Source organism: Providencia sp. PROV_01 (assembly GCF_053098325.1).
In genome coordinates, this window is record NZ_JBRFKD010000002.1 from 1,990,833 (window position 1) to 2,008,731 (window position 17,899).

The 17,899-nt window shown below is 38.6% G+C and carries 15 protein-coding genes and 7 tRNA genes; 10 read left to right on the forward strand and 12 right to left on the reverse strand.

Going from position 1 to position 17,899, the window contains the following annotated elements:
* The first annotated feature begins 12 nt into the window (after positions 1-12).
* Positions 13-1,197, forward strand: a complete 1,185-nt coding sequence (locus tag ACU696_RS09585; RefSeq protein ID WP_004264869.1) for a NupC/NupG family nucleoside CNT transporter — start codon at positions 13-15, stop codon at positions 1,195-1,197.
* A gap of 81 nt (positions 1,198-1,278) precedes the next feature.
* Entirely contained in the window at positions 1,279-1,494 is a 216-nt protein-coding gene (locus ACU696_RS09590) for a DUF3820 family protein (protein WP_109911493.1), read from the forward strand.
* Here ACU696_RS09590 and ACU696_RS09595 read toward each other — a convergent pair.
* Positions 1,491-1,907: a MarR family winged helix-turn-helix transcriptional regulator gene (locus ACU696_RS09595; RefSeq protein ID WP_109911494.1), complete on the reverse strand. Its 417-nt coding sequence runs from the start codon at positions 1,905-1,907 to the stop codon at positions 1,491-1,493. The genes ACU696_RS09590 and ACU696_RS09595 overlap by 4 nt on opposite strands.
* A 123-nt stretch (positions 1,908-2,030) precedes the next feature.
* Between ACU696_RS09595 and ACU696_RS09600 the strand changes: the two genes are divergently transcribed.
* Positions 2,031-2,783, forward strand: coding sequence for an SDR family NAD(P)-dependent oxidoreductase (locus ACU696_RS09600; RefSeq protein WP_209102018.1), 753 nt, complete (start codon positions 2,031-2,033; stop codon positions 2,781-2,783).
* Between the two features lie 56 nt (positions 2,784-2,839).
* On the opposite strand, the gene ACU696_RS09605 is transcribed toward ACU696_RS09600, so the two are convergent.
* Positions 2,840-3,877, reverse strand: a complete 1,038-nt coding sequence (locus tag ACU696_RS09605) for an LLM class oxidoreductase (RefSeq protein WP_196718972.1) — start codon at positions 3,875-3,877, stop codon at positions 2,840-2,842.
* 14 nt (positions 3,878-3,891) lie between these two features.
* The gene (locus tag ACU696_RS09610; protein ID WP_123382562.1) at positions 3,892-4,515 is read right to left on the reverse strand and encodes a glutathione S-transferase family protein; all 624 of its coding nucleotides are present in this window, start codon (positions 4,513-4,515) and stop codon (positions 3,892-3,894) included.
* Positions 4,516-4,628: 113 nt separating this feature from the next.
* On the opposite strand from ACU696_RS09610, the gene gcvA reads away from it, so the two are divergent.
* A complete protein-coding gene (gcvA, locus tag ACU696_RS09615) occupies positions 4,629-5,528 on the forward strand; it encodes a transcriptional regulator GcvA (protein ID WP_109911497.1) in 900 nt (299 codons plus the stop codon).
* Here the strand turns inward: gcvA and ACU696_RS09620 are convergent.
* From ACU696_RS09620 to gltX, 4 genes are all read right to left on the reverse strand, one after another.
* Positions 5,529-5,604, reverse strand: a tRNA-Ala gene (locus tag ACU696_RS09620).
* A gap of 42 nt (positions 5,605-5,646) precedes the next feature.
* Positions 5,647-5,722 (reverse strand) — tRNA-Ala (locus ACU696_RS09625).
* 140 nt (positions 5,723-5,862) lie between these two features.
* Entirely contained in the window at positions 5,863-6,894 is a 1,032-nt protein-coding gene (locus tag ACU696_RS09630) for a two-partner secretion domain-containing protein (RefSeq protein ID WP_209102020.1), read from the reverse strand.
* 149 nt (positions 6,895-7,043) lie between these two features.
* Positions 7,044-8,465, reverse strand: coding sequence for a glutamate--tRNA ligase (gltX, locus tag ACU696_RS09635; RefSeq protein ID WP_004912558.1), 1,422 nt, complete (start codon positions 8,463-8,465; stop codon positions 7,044-7,046).
* A 421-nt stretch (positions 8,466-8,886) separates the two neighbouring features.
* On the opposite strand from gltX, the gene ACU696_RS09640 reads away from it, so the two are divergent.
* From ACU696_RS09640 to ACU696_RS09665, 6 genes are all read left to right on the forward strand, one after another.
* Positions 8,887-8,962: transfer RNA gene (locus ACU696_RS09640), tRNA-Val, on the forward strand.
* A gap of 25 nt (positions 8,963-8,987) precedes the next feature.
* A tRNA-Val gene (locus ACU696_RS09645) sits at positions 8,988-9,063 on the forward strand.
* Between the two features lie 34 nt (positions 9,064-9,097).
* A tRNA-Val gene (locus tag ACU696_RS09650) sits at positions 9,098-9,173 on the forward strand.
* 36 nt (positions 9,174-9,209) lie between these two features.
* Positions 9,210-9,285: transfer RNA gene (locus ACU696_RS09655), tRNA-Lys, on the forward strand.
* A 33-nt stretch (positions 9,286-9,318) separates the two neighbouring features.
* Positions 9,319-9,394: transfer RNA gene (locus ACU696_RS09660), tRNA-Lys, on the forward strand.
* Between the two features lie 1,417 nt (positions 9,395-10,811).
* Positions 10,812-11,105: a helix-turn-helix domain-containing protein gene (locus ACU696_RS09665; RefSeq protein ID WP_004912555.1), complete on the forward strand. Its 294-nt coding sequence runs from the start codon at positions 10,812-10,814 to the stop codon at positions 11,103-11,105.
* 246 nt (positions 11,106-11,351) lie between these two features.
* On the opposite strand, the gene ACU696_RS09670 is transcribed toward ACU696_RS09665, so the two are convergent.
* The 5 genes from ACU696_RS09670 to ACU696_RS09690 all read right to left on the reverse strand — a co-directional run bounded on the left by ACU696_RS09670 (position 11,352) and on the right by ACU696_RS09690 (position 17,750).
* Positions 11,352-13,118, reverse strand: coding sequence for a potassium/proton antiporter (locus tag ACU696_RS09670; RefSeq protein WP_226537920.1), 1,767 nt, complete (start codon positions 13,116-13,118; stop codon positions 11,352-11,354).
* Between the two features lie 360 nt (positions 13,119-13,478).
* A complete protein-coding gene (locus ACU696_RS09675) occupies positions 13,479-14,147 on the reverse strand; it encodes a methionine ABC transporter permease (protein WP_004264861.1) in 669 nt (222 codons plus the stop codon).
* Positions 14,144-15,157, reverse strand: coding sequence for a methionine ABC transporter ATP-binding protein (locus tag ACU696_RS09680; RefSeq protein ID WP_109911499.1), 1,014 nt, complete (start codon positions 15,155-15,157; stop codon positions 14,144-14,146). Before ACU696_RS09680 ends, ACU696_RS09675 begins: the two co-directional genes overlap by 4 nt.
* Positions 15,158-15,160: 3 nt before the next feature.
* A complete protein-coding gene (locus tag ACU696_RS09685) occupies positions 15,161-16,621 on the reverse strand; it encodes an NAD(P)-binding domain-containing protein (RefSeq protein ID WP_209102035.1) in 1,461 nt (486 codons plus the stop codon).
* Between the two features lie 4 nt (positions 16,622-16,625).
* Positions 16,626-17,750: a CMD domain-containing protein gene (locus tag ACU696_RS09690; RefSeq protein WP_004912546.1), complete on the reverse strand. Its 1,125-nt coding sequence runs from the start codon at positions 17,748-17,750 to the stop codon at positions 16,626-16,628.
* Positions 17,751-17,899 lie beyond the last annotated feature (149 nt).

Here is a 17,899-nt window from a genome sequence, read left to right on the forward strand (position 1 = left end):
TTGGAGTCGCATATGACCTCGATCCTGCATTTCGTTTTATCTTTAGTAGTAATAGCTGCTCTTGCTATTTTAGCCAGTAGTAACCGTAGAGGGATCCGCCCTCGCTATGTTGTTCAACTACTGGTTATTCAAATTGCATTAGCTTATCTGTTCTTAAAATCGAATATTGGCGAATCATTTGTTCTTGGTGTGGCAGGGGTATTTACCCACTTGCTAGGCTATGCAGCAGAAGGGACCAAATTTATTTTTGGCGGTATGATTGAAGGCAACTTAGCGTTCTTCTTCTTACAAGTATTATGCCCAATCATCTTTATTTCTGCGTTGATCGGGATCTTACAGCACGTCAAAATTCTTCCTATCGTGATCCGTATCATCGGTACCGTGCTATCGAAAGTGAATGGTATGGGGAAATTGGAGTCATTTAACGCAGTCAGCTCATTGTTATTGGGTCAGTCAGAAAACTTTATTGCGTATAAAGACCAATTGAACCGGATGTCAGACCGCAGAATGTACACCATGGCCGCAACAGCCATGTCAACGGTATCTATGTCTATCGTTGGGGCATACATGACCATGTTAGAGCCACGTTTCGTGGTCGCTGCATTGGTTCTGAATATGTTTGGTACTTTCGTTGTACTCTCACTGATTAACCCGTATCCACCGGAAGGTGAAGAAGATATTCAAATGAGCAACCTGCATGAAGGGCAAAGCTTCTTTGAAATGTTAGGTGAATATATTCTTGCAGGGTTTAAAGTAGCAATTATCGTTTCAGCAATGTTAATTGGTTTTATTGCCCTCATTGCGATGATTAACGGTATTTTCTCAGCCGTATTCGGTATCGACTTCCAAACCATGTTAGGTTACGTGTTCTATCCGTTTGCGTGGATGCTCGGTATTCCTGCCGATGAAGCCTTACAGGTTGGCGGAATTATGGCAGTGAAAATGGTGACGAATGAATTCGTTGCGATGGACGGCTTACAAGCGATTGCTGGTGGGTTATCTGAGCGCTCTGTTGGTATCTTATCTGTATTCTTAGTTTCTTTCGCTAACTTCTCATCCATCGGTATTATTGCGGGTGCGATTAAAGGCTTAGATGAGAAACAAGGTAATACCGTGGCTCGCTTCGGTTTGAAATTACTGTACGGTTCAACCCTAGTTAGCTTCTTATCTGCAGCCGTTGTCGGGTTAGTTTTGTAATCCACTAAAACATGCTAAATTAAGAAACGGCGTTCAAATGAGCGCCGTTTTTTTATGCTTTGACACAAAAGAGAACTTATAATGGAAAAACAAGATCTCATTGATATCGCCAATACCTATATGCCATTTGGTAAATATAAAGGCTGCGTATTAATTGATTTACCTGAAGAATATTTATTATGGTTCTATAAGAAAGGAGAGTTTCCTGCTGGACGTTTAGGGCAGTTAATGGAGATGACCCTAGGGTTAAAAATAGAAGGCTTAGAAGGGCTAGTAAAGCCTTTAAAGCGAGGTTAATTGTGCCCCAGTGCGTGAGTAATCTTCTGGCTTAAAGTAATAAATAACTTTTGCTCTTGGGGGGTTAATGCTGCTTTGACCTTAGCCGCGTTTTCAGCACGTCCTGTGGCTGCACGCTGCAAAAAATGATGCCCTTTGTCGGTTAAATGGGTGATCAGTTCCCGTCTATCTTCTTCAGATTGATATTGCTCGACAAATTCATAATATTTCAGAACTCGAAGAAACTTCGATAAATTTTGGCGAGAAAGGCCAAGTGCTTGGCTTAACTGGCTTGGTGTTAAGTCTCCTTTTAATCTCAATATCTCTAGCACATCATATTGGCCCCAAGTTATTTGTTCAGGGGTAAAGCTAACTCTGCGTGCAACTAGCGTACATTGCAGTAGAGAAAGCGCATCTTCAAGAGAATTTGGCATTATGACGATCCCGTAATATTCAATCTGTTGAGTATATATTGATTTTAATAATAAGACGACCAGTTGATTAACTTTAGTTAATTAATTATAGTTAACTAAAGTTAATTATAATTGAGGTGAGCTATGGGTAAATTTAATCAGCGAGTTGCGCTTATAACAGGGGCATCGACAGGTGTCGGTTTCACTATTGCACTAAAGCTGTATTCACTTGGCGCAATAGCGGTAATTACGGGGCGTAATGAGGCAGCTTTACAACAAGCCGCTAAAGAAATAGACCCAACAGGACAACGTGTCTATGCCATAAAAATGAATGTCGCAAATGCACAAGACTTTAAAACAACAGTTGAAAAAATTGAGCAACAATACGGTGCATTGCACTACTTGGTGAATAATGCAGGGATCACTGGGCCTCATGGCGTCAATATTGAAGATTATCCTTTAGAGGCTTGGCATGAGGTGATCGAGACCGATATAACAGGAACATTTCATGGTTTAAAGTACAGTATTCCTGCGATTTTGCGCAGTGGTGGGGGAGCTATCGTGAATTTATCAGCTTGCAATGGGGTAACAGGGATAGCGGGCATAGCACCTTACACCGCAGCAAAGCATGCGGTACTGGGGTTAACGCGTTCAGCAGCCTTAGAAAACGCTCAAAAAGGTATTCGTATCAATGCGGTTGGCCCCGGCTATGTAGAAACACCGAATATTAGCGTATTACCACAGGAAACGAAGCAATGGATGGCTTCAACTCATCCAATGGGTAGAATGGCTACTCGGCAAGAAATTGCTAATGCTGTCGCTTTCTTGTTATCAGAAGAGAGTAGCTTTATAACAGGGGCGTTTATTCCTATTGATGGTGGTTATACTGCGCAGTGATGCAAAATAATCAAGGTTTGGCGTCAGCCACAAAATGAGGGAAGACGCCAAAATTACTACCAGTCTACGAGCCTGCTTTGCATCCCTTGGTGGCTAGGGAAATGTGGTAAAACCTCTTCAGCCATTTCTTGTAGTACCTCTAAAGCTGGTCGCTCAGAGTATTGAATTCCAATCGCGGCATGGTTAACTCCCGCAGCTTGCCATTCTTCGAGTAGTTGAATCAAACCGTTACGGCCTGTTCGTAGAGTGAATCCTCCTCGTAAAGGAGTGCGCGGGAAATCAGGATCATCGACAAGGTCAATCCATTCATTTGTCATATGTGGCCTAAAGTCATGTTCAGGGATGAGGGCACGCCAGGACGCAATTTTCTCAGCTAAACGAAGAGCGCCTTCTGGATGACTGGTAGCTTCAGGATAGGATAACCAACCATCGGAATAATCAGCAATCCACTGTTTAGATTGGCCAGAGCCTCCAGTGACGATTAATGGTATTTGCCCAGTGATTGGTTTCGGGAGTAGCTGGGCTCGATTGAACTCACCTAGTGGGGATTGAATATTCAGTAACCCATCAGCCATTAACTGCCTAAAGTAATCAACAGCCTGTGCAAATCTTTTTGCACGTTGCTCATAATTAATACCATAGGCAGGAAACTCAATAGCTCTATCTCCTGAGGCAATACCCATTACTAGCCGGTTACCTGAAAGTTGGTCAATTGTGGTGGCCGCTTTGGCTAAATCAATTGGGTGTCGTAATGAAAAAATCGAGCTTCCTGTAACCAATGCAACATTTTTTGTTCTGGCAGCAATAAAGGACAAATAGGTCAGAGGATCAAATAACTGACCTGCATCACCAAACAATGGGTCGAATAAGGGAATATCTCGCACCCAAACTGCAGCAAAATTATATTCATCAATATGTTCGATTAAGTTTATTTGCCCTTTTAATATCTGGGTATCTCCTTGATAAAAACGTAAGGGCAGGAAAATTCCGACAGTAAGTTTGTTAGGAGAAAACATACGATTATAGCCTACATGAGATGCGAAGGACGATGATGGCTGTGCTTTTTGTTTAGGGAAAAATGGGGATGTATTCATGTCATTGTCCAATATTAGGCTTCTGTAGCAGGGGCGGGTAGAGTGATCCCTTTCATGACAGCGGGTCTCAAGGCAACTCGGTCATACCATTTCGTTAAATGTGTGTGTTGGCTAAAATCGAACGCAATAACCTGAGCAATGTGTAACCAGCCGAAATTAGCGATATCTGCGATGGAGTAATCAGAGCCTGCAAGATAAGGTGCATTTTCGAGTTGTTTGTCTAATACCGTGAGTGCCTTGTGGGTCATATTAAAATAGCGTTCCACAATCTCTGGCTTTGGTGATTTATCGAAAATAGCGAAGTTTACCCATTGACCTATAATCGGCCCTAAACTGGCAGAATGGAATTGTAGCCATTTAATGGCTTCCCACTTTTGTTTAGGGATAGCGGGAAGAAGTTGGCCTGTTTTTTCAGCAAGATATAATAAAATTGCGGCTGATTCAAAGAGAGTAATCTCTGTTTGTGGATCATAAATAACAGGAATACGTCCATGAGGATTTAACTGTAAAAAAGTGGGTTGCTGGTGGTTACCACGAGAAATTTGTATATGATTAAGGTGGTATGGAAGGTTTAGTTCCTCTAATGCTATTGTTATTTTAAATCCATTTGGCGAGCTATCAGTATAAAGTTCAAGCATAGTTGTATTCGCTTTTCTATATCGTTAAGATTGAATTGATGCCTTGATTATTGGTTTTCTACTGAAGAAAATAAAACCATATTAACTCAACTTAAATTTAGAAAAACTAAACTATGAATCCGGTTCTCCCATTACTTGCTTTACGAGCTTTCACCGAAGTGGCGAAACATAAAAGTATTAAGCGCGCCGCACACTTTCTTGGTGTGACATCAGGTGCGGTTAGCCAGCAAATTCGTTTATTAGAAGAACGGATTGGAATGCCATTGTTTGTGCGCAGTCACCACAGCATGGAATTAACACATGCAGGGCAGTGTGTTTACCCTGCGTTGTTGCAGGCATTCGAACAAATCGAAGGTTCAATGTATGTGCTAGAAAATATTCGTAAAGAAAAAACGATTAACATTAGTACCGTTCCTTCATTTGCCGCCTCTTGGCTAGTACCCCGTTTAGGGAGGTTCACGCAGTCACATCCTGAAATTGAGGTGCATATTGAAGCTTCTTCAGCATTAGTTAATTTGCATCAGCAGCGGGTTGATATAGCTATTCGCCATGGTTTAGGGCATTACCCAAATTTAGTGAGTGAGCGGTTAATTACACCTGTTTTATTACCGGTGATGAGTCCTGATTTTCCGATTAATAGCGCGATTGAAACCCCGCAAGACTGCCTGAATTACCCATTATTACAAGATAATGACCGTATGGACTGGTCACTTTGGCTAGCGGCTCATGGCGTGGAAAATAGCGAAAGAGCAAAACGGGGAAGTGCATTTGATGATGATTATTTATTGATCCGTGCTGCGATTGCAGGGCAAGGTTTAGCCTTAGTCCCAAAAGAGTATGCGATACAGGAAATCGAAGAAGGGCGGCTAGTGCAAGTGATTGATAAGCCATGGCCAGCGAGGTTCGCGTATTATTTAGTGATGTTACCGGAATCTATTGAAAAACCAGAAGTTTTAGCATTTTTAAATTGGATTAAATCGGAAGCTAAACAGACTGAAAGTGTAGAAAGTTAATGGTGGAGCTAAGCGGGATCGAACCGCTGACCTCTTGCATGCCATGCAAGCGCTCTCCCAGCTGAGCTATAGCCCCAATCGAAATGTTTTGTATTGTGCCATCTAACAGGGAATTAGATGGTGGAGCTAAGCGGGATCGAACCGCTGACCTCTTGCATGCCATGCAAGCGCTCTCCCAGCTGAGCTATAGCCCCAAACAAAATCTTTTGGACGCAGGGATGATATTCAAGGCTAGAGAGAGTGTCAATCAAATAATAGCATTTCCAAACCGATTGATTAAATATAAAGCAAATTCTAGCTAATTCAAATGATTGAAGTAATCAGCGGGTAACTTTTATTTATTAAAGCCAAACCCTTGGCCGATGTTAATTTTTGCACCGTTTCTCAAGAGCAGCGTATTATTATATTGGATATCATCATTAGTTAGATTTGGAGCCATAAGCAATAAGCTACTGCTATCAACGAGAAGGAGCGTATTTTTTAATGATATGTTATTCATGCTTATTGATGAGGTTTTTTTATCATCTGGCCGTGTGATATTAATGGCGGAAAACACCTTTCCTTGAAACTCACCTAGAGTTGAGATCTCTGCGCGTTTAGTATTAATAATTCCATTATTTACTATATTAAATTCATTTTCGCTATGAATGAATAGATAAGGTGTATTTACCGTTGCAGCTGGCCTTATCAGAATATTTTTTCTTTTCCGCTGTTGTGGTATTGCCTCAGGAAAGATATCTGGAATAATTATTTCATCTTTTGTGATTTTAACATCACCATTATAAATTTTAATACTTCCTTCAGAGTGATTTTCTTTATTAAACCTAATTTTATTGGCTATCAAATTCAAGTCATTATAATTATTTTTTAATTTACTGATGTTGATTGTTCCTTTTTGAACTGTATTGGGTTTATATTCTCCTTGATTATTAATATGTTGGACTGAAAAGGCTGTTAAAGTGGTTAAATTATCAAAGCTACAGCGATTACAGTTGATCCCATTGGGGTTGACGATAAGGTGATGGGTTTTCTCGGTGTTAATATTAATATTACCGTTAATATAACTTTTGTTATTGGAAGTGACCTCGCTAATAATTAATTTTGCTGGATAAATAGGGTGGTTATTGATTTTCAATCCCTTTTTATTAACATGAAATTCTTGATAATAATTATGGGAAACTTGGTTTTTATCGCTTGGGTTTACCTCTATAATAGGAATATTGTTTCTGTTTTCAGCTATTCTAATTTGTTGGTTTTTACTATTATCAATGAGTACTTTCTTTTCTGAGAGAATAGAGGAAAAACTCATTTTTGAAAATATTAATATAGGTAATATGATTGTGAGATTGATAATGAATTTTTTCATTTAATGACCGTAATTGTGTGATAGAAGTATTTACCATAAATTAATCATCACCCATACGTCTAATTAAGATTTTATATGAACCCAGGTAATATATAAATAATAACCTCATACGTGATAAGACGCATGAGGTTATTTAATTTTAGTCGTTATTATTGTGCGCTTGATTCGCGCTCACTAATAAATGAAAGTGCTTTTTCAATACGAGCGATTGAACGGGCTTGGCCGATAGCGTGAACGGTCACATCAAGGCCTGGAGATTGGCCGGCACCTGTTACAGCAACACGTAAAGGCATTCCCACTTTACCCATACCCACTTCTAATTCAGCTGCAGTAGCTTCGATGGCTTGATGAACATTTTCAGCCGTCCAATCAGTGATCGCAGCTAACTTATCTTTTACGACTTCTAACGGTTGACGTGCAACAGGTCGTAAGTGTTTTTTCGCGGCATCAGCATCAAACTCTTCAAAATCTTGGTAGAAATAGTGGCAGGATTCCGCCATTTCTTTCAATGTCTTGCAGCGTTCACCCAGTAATTTGATTAGATCAACTAATTGAGGCCCTGTGCTGGTATCAATGTTTTGTTGTTCAATATGCCATGCAAGATAGGTTGCAACTTCTTCTGCTGGTAATGTATTGATATAGTGGTGGTTTAACCATTGCAGTTTTTCAGTGTTAAACGCACTTGCTGATTTACTGATAGCATCAAGGCTGAAATACTCTTTCATTTCTTCAACGGTGAAAATTTCTTGGTCACCATGAGACCAACCTAAACGCACAAGATAATTAAGAAGCGCTTGCGGCAAATAACCGTCATCACGGTACTGCATAACGCTAACTGCACCATGGCGTTTTGACAGTTTTTTACCATCATCACCTAGGATCATTGACACGTGGGCATACACAGGCACTGGTGCCCCTAATGCTTTTAGAATATTGATCTGGCGAGGTGTGTTATTAATATGGTCTTCACCACGAATAACATGAGTGATTTCCATATCCCAGTCATCAATTACGACGCAGAAATTATATGTCGGGGAACCATCAGTACGGCGAATGATTAAGTCATCCAGTTCTTGATTACTAAACTCAATTGGCCCACGAATTTTGTCGTCAAAAATAACGGAACCTTCTTGTGGATTACGAAAACGAACAACGTGTGGCTCATCTGGCGTATGGTTGTGAGCATGATCACGGCAGCAACCATCGTACCGAGGCTTTTCGTTATTTGCCATTTGTTCTTCACGTAACGCTTCTAGACGCTCTTTTGAACAATAACAACGATAAGCGGTACCCGCATCTAACATTTGATCAATGACATCATTATAACGGTCAAAACGTTTAGTTTGATAATAAGGGCCTTCATCCCAATTTAAATTCAACCAGTTCATACCGTCCATAATGGCGTCGATAGCTTCCTGAGTTGAACGTTCTAAGTCAGTATCTTCAATACGCAGGACAAATTCGCCCTGATTGTGGCGACTAAATAACCAGGAATACAGAGCGGTACGTGCACCACCAACGTGTAAATAGCCAGTTGGACTTGGCGCAAAACGGGTTTTGATTTTACTCATCGAGATTGCCTTAATTGCAAAACATGTTTTTGAAGCGCTTATCTATTTACTGTAAAAGACTAAAAACAAGCACAGTTAACTGGGTAGCAAGTTTGATGTTCTAAACAGCGAAATGTCTAAGCATTGCTAAAATGTGTATCTATTCTATCATCCTACAATGATTCCTCAATCAAGTTATCAGAATAGAAGATAAGAAATTACGCAGTTTCGACAAATTTGACATAAATAAATGCGCTTTAAAAATAATTTCTGTTTTTTTCTTAAAAGAACAAAGAGAAAATGATAGGTAATTGATTAAAAAGGCAGCTTTTCTGGTGAATATTGAAACATCTTGATTATTTTTGCAACGAACGATAAAAATCTATTGAAAAAGCGTTGACTCAGAACTCAGTATCCCTATAATGCACCTCCATCGACGACGGGGCGATTAGCTCAGTTGGTAGAGCACCTCCCTTACAAGGAGGGGGTCAGTGGTTCGAGCCCGCTATCGCCCACCACCGTTGACGATGACAATAAATAATTGGGCGATTAGCTCAGTTGGTAGAGCACCTCCCTTACAAGGAGGGGGTCAGTGGTTCGAGCCCGCTATCGCCCACCAATTATTTATTATAATGTAATATAAGTCATGAAGTGGGCGATTAGCTCAGTTGGTAGAGCACCTCCCTTACAAGGAGGGGGTCAGTGGTTCGAGCCCGCTATCGCCCACCACTTCATTAGATACTTGCATTAAAATACAATTTAGATGGGTCGTTAGCTCAGTCGGTAGAGCAGTTGACTTTTAATCAATTGGTCGCAGGTTCGAATCCTGCACGACCCACCATCTAAGCAGTAAAAAAATCAGAATTTCCAAGATGGGTCGTTAGCTCAGTCGGTAGAGCAGTTGACTTTTAATCAATTGGTCGCAGGTTCGAATCCTGCACGACCCACCATCTCAGCCATTTCTAAGTTAATTCCCAATCAAGTAAATACTCAAGTTGCCAAGCTATACCTCGACAAGCTGGTTGTAGGTTCAGCCCGTAGGGAAAATCCGAAGGATTTAAATCCTGCACGACCCACCATCTCAGCCATTTCTAAGTTAATTCCCAATCAAGTAAATACTCAAGTTGCCAAGCTATACCTCGACAAGCTGGTTGCAGGTTCAGCCCGTAGGGAAAATCCTGTACGACCCACCATTAAGACATGGTGTTATTGCAGACTAAATCTAGCGAATACACACATATTATGGCAGTTTTATTTCTTAAAGGACTCAATAAGGATTAAAGTAATTAGCAATTATACTGCTTGCCTGATATGTAGAATAATTCAGGATGCGCTTTGCAATGATCATTTCGTTCTTACACCTATATTTCTATATGGCATTAGCAGAATATATTTTACTACTAATAGATAATAAAGGAGTAAGCGATAGACTATAATGATTTAATTAGGCATAAATGACAAAATAAAATTGTATAAATGAATGTCTAATTGCTATTTTGTGGAATAGAGAAAGTACATATCAATTTTTTATAAACTATTTTTATTATATCGTAAATGTGAGATACTACATCTTGGTTATAAACTCTGAGATCGTGTTTGTTTTTGAAATATTATAGCAATCTGCGTACTGTAAAAAATAGAAACTAGTAAGAACCAAATTAGATTGTCGATGAAAGTCATTTTTCATAATTTTGTGATGCTCATCTAGTAAAATGAATAATAAGCTTTCTTAACGTTATGGTTTTGTTATGTTTGGTACTTGAATATTATAAATTTTATTCTTGCTACTTTAAAAATTTACTATTTCGCTAATTGTAACAGGTTAACTGGCTTTTTAGCGTACTGATATTTTGTCGAATCAGAGAGTTTTAGAGATAAAATTGATTGTTTTTACTATTTTTTACATAAAAGTACCATCTAAACTGGGTTTATCACATTTCTCCAACTTAAATTGTATCAATAACATTAATATTGTTACAGTGTTAAATAATTCTGTTTATTTCCTTTGTTTTTAGATTATACATCGGCTATATGGGTCTTTTTTAGATAAATATTCCAAAGAAAGGTGGGTGTCTTATGGAATATAAGCATGAGGTATTACTCATTTTGTGCGTAACTAGGTGATATTACAGCACTATTTTGATTTTAAACATGAAGTGTATAGAGTGAAATACTTTGTTACATAGTTGCAATGTCAATTTAGGACTAGTTGAAACTAATTATAATGGTAGTATATCATTCTTTCCGATATATGCTGAATCGACTATAGCATTATCAAATGTTATACACATAAATATAAAAATAAAATATGTAGATAATTATCTGCTAATTTTTATTTCCTTAATATAAATTGAAGCGAGAATGTTTATGAACACGAAATATCCTGTCGCTTGTGCAGTTGGACAAAAAATAAAAGCCCTTAGAAGAGCTCAAGGCTTTACTGTTTTTCAGTTAGCTAAAGAGATAGATATAAGTGAACAGCAGCTATTTCGTTACGAGCGCGGTGTTAATCGTATTGATATAGATTGCCTTGTTCGAGTGTTAAAAGTTTTAGACGTTAACATGGGTGAGTTTTTTAGTGAAGTCCTACAAGATGATACTCAAGTAGATGAGAGCACTGGTGATAAAGGGTTTGAAAGCTCTGCATATACCCTTGTATAACCAAATATCCATATTGTCTCAGAATGAAACGTAATTAACTTTCGTTCTTAATTATTTCAATTGGGAACGTAAATTAAATGTATCTGCTGTGTATGATTTAAATAAGACAATAGCTATTTTTAGCTTATGTTTCATAATAGAACAAATAAAAGCCCGAAAGGGCTTTTATTTTTATATCCTTAAACTAACAATTACTTAATATTTCACTCGGTATGGGGGTAGTTTTTCTGGCGTGCTTATGCCTAGTTAACTTTCTTGTTCTTGAATTGGCTCTAATATTACTGTGACGATACGTGTTTCGATCATTTCTCCAATTCTTAATTGCAGTTGTTCTAGTTTTATGACGGTATCTTGTAAAGGACTCGATATAGAAGCATAAATAAATTGGTTAAGCGTCCTTTCATCGCCGTTATCAATTTGAATACCATAAGAGGATTGGATCTCATTTAATCGCGTCGTTCCTTTTAGACTTAACCCTGTATCGGGTAGTTCAATAGGTATGTGCTCAGAGATATTTTTTTCTGAAAAAAGACGTTCAAGGAAAATACGGTTTTCAGGTTTAAGAACAACGAATAAATGGTCATCAGCGTGAAGAATAGTTGACCCCCTTGGTGGTAAAACACTTTTTTCTCTCGTAATCATTGCAATGACAGTTTGGTCTGGTAATGCTAATTGTGATAACCGACGACCTACCGCAGAGCAATCCTCCCCTAAAGTATATTCCACTAAATCAGCATCTATTTGGTCTACTGCGGTAATATCTAAAGTGGCTGCAGGGATCAATGGAGGTGGCTGCATTAAATTCAATTTACGTGCTACATAAGGCAAGGTTGAGCCTTGTAAAGTTGCTGAGATTAATACCACAAAGAAAACCACGTCAAAAATCAGATGGGCATTAGGTAGCCCGTAGATAAACGGGAAAATAGCGAGAATAATAGGCACTGAGCCACGTAAACCTACCCAGGAAATCAATGTTATTTCAGGTTTTGGAAAACCAAATAATTTTAGGACAGGTATTACAGCCAATGGCCTCGCAATAAAAGTTAAGACAAGGGCGATAACTAAGCCTTCAAGCCAGACTTCAATAAGAGAACTTGGGTTGACAAGTAACCCTAACATAACGAACATGATAATTTGGCTTAGCCATGCTAATCCATCATGGAATAAAAATGTATTACGTTGAAAAACAAACCGATGATTACCAATTACCACACCGGTAACAAAAATAGATAAGAAACCACTGCCTTCTAAGTTACTGGCGAGCCCGAAAGAAAGTAGTCCACATGCAGCGACAAGGACAGGATATAATCCAGTTGCTAGTAGCTTAATCTTATTGATAATTTTGACTGAAACCCAGCCAACACTCAAGCCAACAACTGTCCCTATTCCCATCTGGCTAAAAAATAGCAAAATTAATTCACTACCTGAAGCTTGTGGATTCATTAAGAGTTGTAATAAACCAACCGTTAAGAATATGGCAGTAGGATCATTGGTTGCACTTTCTATTTCTAAAGTAGATTGCAGACGCTCGTTTAAATAGATCCCAGCGTTGCGCAGTAAGGAAAAGACGGCAGCGGCATCGGTAGAACCGACGATAGCGCCAAGTAGTAGCCCTTCAAGCAGAGGGACACCGAGAATATAAGCTGCGGCGAGCCCAGTTACACCAGCAGTTACAAGAACGCCAAGTGTTGCTAGTGTAAAAGACGGTTTCCAAACTAAACGAATTGACTTTACGGATGTTTGCAGACCTCCATCAAATAAAATTAAAGCAAGAGCAAGAGAACCAACGGCATACGAAACATTAACGTTATCAAACGTAATCTTACCTATCCCATCTTCACCGGCTAACATGCCAATAAATAAAAACATGACTAGCATGGGTAAACCAAGTCTAGCTGACAATTTGCTAGAGAAAATACCCAAAAGAATGAGTATAGAAATCAATAAAATGAGTTGTTCAATAGTTGGCATAATCAGTTTAATCTGTAAGTGAATAAAACGCTGACGATGCATCGTAAAGCGCGCGTAGAAAGCAAAAAATGTCAAAATAGCAAGATAACTAAATATACACTGAGAATAGATTATTTTAGCGAAAAGCCGATAATATCCATTAAAAAGTATATCTACATGATTATAATATAAATAAATTTAAATAATTTGATTATTTATCGCATTTTTTGTCATTAAAGTGAGTTAAAGCACGTAAAAAAACGATAAATTTGAATAAGTAAGCATCGAGGTGGGCTTATTATATTTTTTTAATCAAAGATAATTATGGCGTGGGGAGAGAAGTATTGAAGGGAGGGAATAGGCATTTATAAAGTAAGGTCAAAATAAAGAAGGCCGAAAAAATTTTCGACCTTCACCATTACACTAATGATAGCGAGCTTTTTTAGCTAAATAGTCGCCAATAAATTGCATGCCTTGAACGATAATTACCAATGTAACAACGGTGATAGCCATTGCGACATTATCAAAACGCTGGTAACCATAGTTTAGAGCTAAGTCACCCACACCACCACCACCAACGGCGCCTGCCATGGCGGTTGCACCAACTAAAGTAATACTGGCAGCGGTTAAACTTAGGATTAATGATGACTTCGCCTCAGGTAAAATAAAGTGCCAAACAATTTGCCAATTTGTTGCTCCCATAGAATCAGCCGCTTCAATAATACCTGAATGTACGCTGAGTAATGAGTTTTCAACTAAACGTGCAGTATAAGGAGCAATAAAAATAACTAATGGTACAATTGCTGCAGTTGTTCCTATTGAGGTTCCAACCATAAAGCGTGTTAGGGGGATCATTGCAACTAATAATATGATAAAAGGCAATGAGCGAATAATATTAATAATAGGGTTCACTATACGATAAATACATTTATTTTCCCAAATACCGTCTGGCCTCGTTACAACAAGTACGATACCTAACAGAATCCCAAATATAGAGCCTAATACGAGTGCAACGCTGACCATCGTAAAGGTTTCTGACATCGCTAATAAAAACTGTTTAGTTGTTAAAGCGGTTTCGAATAATTGTGTCATATTGCCCCCTTATTGACAGCAACCCCACGTTGACGAAGAAAAGAAACCGCCTCATCCATTTTTTCTTTATCACCAATAAATTGGACAAACATGCTACCTAGCACGACACCACTGATTTCTTTCATGTTGGCAAATAAAATATTTATTTTGACAATTTCTTTCAGTATTAACTCATTAACAACAGGTTGTTGAGCGGAAGTTCCTAAAAATTCAAGACGATAAACATCTTGTTGATGTTCTAAGTTATGTAGAACGCGCTCTGGAATTTCTTCGTTTAACACGGTTCCTACAAACTTTCTGGTTGTGTCTTGGCGCGGGTTGGCAAAAATATCAAGTACGGTTCCTTCTTCGACAATTTTACCTGATTCCATAACAGCAACACGGTTACAGATTTGTTCAATAACTTCCATTTCGTGAGTCACGAGTAAGATAGTAATATGTTGCTCTTGGTTGATCTTTTTTAATAATTGCAAAATTGAGCGAGTCGTTTGTGGGTCAAGTGCTGAGGTGGCCTCGTCACATAATAAAATTTGTGGGTTATTGATCAAAGCGCGAGCAATACCAACTCGTTGTTTTTGTCCACCAGATAACTGCCCTGGGTATTGGTTTTTTTTATCGCTAAGTTCGACATATTCAAGAATGCTATCAACTCGCTGAGTGATTTCCTGTTTATCGATACCTGAGAGTACTAAGGGCATCGCAATATTTTGTGCGACAGTTTTCGTTTCCAGTAAATTAAAATGCTGGAAAATCATACCGATGCTTTTTTTATGTGAACGAGTTTCTGCTGGGGTATGCTCAGCAATATTTTGGCCATTAATGATAACAGCACCACTGGTTGGTTTTTCTAATTGATTCACTAGGCGGATAAGTGAGCTTTTACCAGCTCCGCTATAACCAATAAATCCAAAGATATCCCCTTTATTGATATGCAAATTAATATCTTGCAATGCAACTAAAGACTGCCCATCTTTTTCATAGACTTTTTGAATATTTTGAAAGGTAATCATAATTTACTCTACATTATCAGTTAATTGCATACGTTCTGAAGGTGGTGCAGCGGGGAGCCACTCATCACCTAATAATTCAGCTTCTTGGCTATTTTTGACTTGCTCAAGATGTTGTTCTTGATGGTTCAGATACAATTGAGCGGCAATATGGTCAGCCAATCGTTCAGCTCCAATATTCGTTCCGGGGATTAACCCTATAACGGGCCCCATGCTGAGTGATGCGCTTAAATTAAAACAATATAACTGATTGATTTTTAATGTGTCTGAGTTGCTTTTAGCTTGAAATTCAAAGTGATTACCTAAATAAGGGTGTGAAGCTAACTCTGCATTTTCCTCATGGAAAGATGGTGTGTATGCATCCCCCCATGTTTTGACTAGCGGAGATAATTGATGAAAAGCTCTGTCCTTAGCCCAATTAATTCGATAGCCAGTTGCCAAGATTAAATAATCTAATATGAATTTGCCTGTTGTGGTCGTGACGTGCAACTTTTTGTTTTTTACTTCAATAAATTTAACTTGAGTATTGAAATTGAAATAAGCATTTTCATGGCGAGAGACTCTCAAGGTACTTCCGTGAGGGGCTGGTGTTTTAGCTTTAGCAACATAATCCGTGTAATGCCACTTTTGAGCATCGGTAAAATAGGTATATGCATTGGTAAAACCTGCACTTCCAGCAACTTTTCCTCGGTTTACACGAGGCATATCGTTAGCTCGGATCAAAATTTCAACCGAATTAGCGCCATTTTCTAATGCCGTTGCTGAGCTATCCATCGCTCCTGCACTATAACCTACAACACCAATATCTAAGCCTTTAAAACGGCGATAGTCAGTGCCTGCGTAGGAGTGTTCCCAATAGGCTGTTGGAATATCATTCATAAAGCTAGGGATATTGGCCTCACTAAAAGACTCCATACCCGTTGCTAAAATAACATGTTGTGCTTGATAACTGACTGTTCCTTCAGGGGTATTAAAAATTAATTCACGGTAGTTATCATTAAGTTGTACATCAACGAGATGGTATTGATTAAGCACATGGGGTTCAGTCATGGTTTTATACCATTGCAGGTATTCACCCCATTGCAAACGTGGAATTTTATCAAGTTCATCCCATTTTTGAATACCAAATTGGGCTTTAAACCAAGCTTGGAAAGTTAATGAGGGAGATGCAAGTGCAGGGCCAACCACATGTTTTGGTGAACGTAATGTTTCCATTAGTGCAGGGCTTTGCCATGGGCCTTCTTTGCCAGAAGCGGCCTGATCGAAAACAATGGCGTTAATTCCGCGTAATTTCAGAGCGAAAGCTGCTGTAATCCCTGACATGCCCGCGCCAATGATAGCGACATCAATAACTTGGTTTTCAGGACAGTTTTTTGATAATGACCAAGACGTTATTGGTAAATTTAAATATTGCAAATCTTGTTTTATTTGCGCTTCTAATGCCTCTAAACCCATAATCAGTTCCATTGAATTACTCCTTGCCCTCGGCTATTTCAAAGGGTTCTCCTAGTGATAACATTAAGCGGTTCGCCCATGAAAAGAAGGCTGTTGATTGAACTAAATCGAGTAATTCAAGTTCAGACAAGCCTAGCGTTTGTAACTCTTTAATTTGTGATGATGTGGCTTGGATGGGGGTTGCAGACAAGGAAGCAACCAAATCTGTGATGGCTAGTAGTCTGTCATCAAAACCTTCTGCAAGTACTGAACCTGTCGCCGTTGCTAATAGTTTATCAACATCAGCGCGTCGCTCTTTTGCATATTGACTGGCTTTTCTTGCGTGAACAGAAGCACAGTATATGCAACCATTAACTTTACTAGTTACAGCTGCTGCAAATTCACGTTCCCAGCGAGGTAGCCCTTCAGAGGTATAAAATACGCCACGGTCAATTAAAGTTCGTAATTCTAAAATTTTGCTTTGATGGGCAAGTAGTAAAAAATATTCAGAGTTTAATTGACCAAATTTTTTCATAACTTGGGCTTCTTCAGCGGATAATGTCTTCGCATCTCTTGCTGAAATCCAAGCTTCCCATCCTAAATTATCTTGTGTAAAAGCGGTTGGGGATGAATTTCCTTTGCGGGTTAAAGGTTGGTGGTTCCACTTACCTGCAACAACTTTAGGTGCACTATTTGTAAGATTACTACTATCCGTCAGTAACAGAATCCCTTCGATTAGCCGAGCTTGATAAGTGACATAAGTTATTAATTGAGCAAGTAAAATAATGTCACTTTCTTGCCAACCTTGGTTAGTTAATTCGGCAATCAATTGGTAATGAGTGTCTTTCGGTGACTGTGTTAAAACTTGCAGATATTCTTTTGCTGTGGCAAGTGGTTTGCTAAGCGGTTCATCAGGAATTGAGTTTATTAATTGCAAATAAAATTCAGCAAGGCGGGGACTTCCTGTAATTTTTGCAACTTCATGGGCAAAATAATATTTCACATCACTTGTTAGCCGTGTCGAGGGCGCTGAAAAAATGGCTTCAAATACGGCTTGAGTATTTTCAGTCGCCACATTACGTTCATGGCGAATCTTAGTTAGACTGGAATCTGGTGTTAAGTTAGTTAAATAATTAATTACATCATTATTGGAAATAGTCATAAAGTAACTCACTTTTTTTAAACGTTTTTTATCTCCTTCATTACATATCAATCACATCACTAATCGAACGATCTATTTGTTATATGCTTATAACCAAAAGAAATTAAACTAAGCCCTTATATTACTTTTGTATTAAGTTATAACGATAT

What these genes read in the sequence shown, in the direction of transcription:
- ACU696_RS09680 (WP_109911499.1), bottom strand. Translation starts at nt 15,157, where the DNA reads ATGATTACCTTTCAAAATATTCAAAAAGTCTATGAAAAAGATGGGCAG.
- gcvA (WP_109911497.1), top strand. Translation starts at nt 4,629, where the DNA reads ATGAATCCGGTTCTCCCATTACTTGCTTTACGAGCTTTCACCGAAGTG.
- ACU696_RS09610 (WP_123382562.1), bottom strand. Translation starts at nt 4,515, where the DNA reads ATGCTTGAACTTTATACTGATAGCTCGCCAAATGGATTTAAAATAACA.
- ACU696_RS09630 (WP_209102020.1), bottom strand. Translation starts at nt 6,894, where the DNA reads ATGAAAAAATTCATTATCAATCTCACAATCATATTACCTATATTAATA.
- ACU696_RS09665 (WP_004912555.1), top strand. Translation starts at nt 10,812, where the DNA reads ATGAACACGAAATATCCTGTCGCTTGTGCAGTTGGACAAAAAATAAAA.
- ACU696_RS09590 (WP_109911493.1), top strand. Translation starts at nt 1,279, where the DNA reads ATGGAAAAACAAGATCTCATTGATATCGCCAATACCTATATGCCATTT.
- ACU696_RS09605 (WP_196718972.1), bottom strand. Translation starts at nt 3,877, where the DNA reads ATGAATACATCCCCATTTTTCCCTAAACAAAAAGCACAGCCATCATCG.
- ACU696_RS09690 (WP_004912546.1), bottom strand. Translation starts at nt 17,750, where the DNA reads ATGACTATTTCCAATAATGATGTAATTAATTATTTAACTAACTTAACA.
- ACU696_RS09600 (WP_209102018.1), top strand. Translation starts at nt 2,031, where the DNA reads ATGGGTAAATTTAATCAGCGAGTTGCGCTTATAACAGGGGCATCGACA.
- ACU696_RS09595 (WP_109911494.1), bottom strand. Translation starts at nt 1,907, where the DNA reads ATGCCAAATTCTCTTGAAGATGCGCTTTCTCTACTGCAATGTACGCTA.
- ACU696_RS09585 (WP_004264869.1), top strand. Translation starts at nt 13, where the DNA reads ATGACCTCGATCCTGCATTTCGTTTTATCTTTAGTAGTAATAGCTGCT.
- gltX (WP_004912558.1), bottom strand. Translation starts at nt 8,465, where the DNA reads ATGAGTAAAATCAAAACCCGTTTTGCGCCAAGTCCAACTGGCTATTTA.
- ACU696_RS09675 (WP_004264861.1), bottom strand. Translation starts at nt 14,147, where the DNA reads ATGACACAATTATTCGAAACCGCTTTAACAACTAAACAGTTTTTATTA.
- ACU696_RS09670 (WP_226537920.1), bottom strand. Translation starts at nt 13,118, where the DNA reads ATGCATCGTCAGCGTTTTATTCACTTACAGATTAAACTGATTATGCCA.
- ACU696_RS09685 (WP_209102035.1), bottom strand. Translation starts at nt 16,621, where the DNA reads ATGGAACTGATTATGGGTTTAGAGGCATTAGAAGCGCAAATAAAACAA.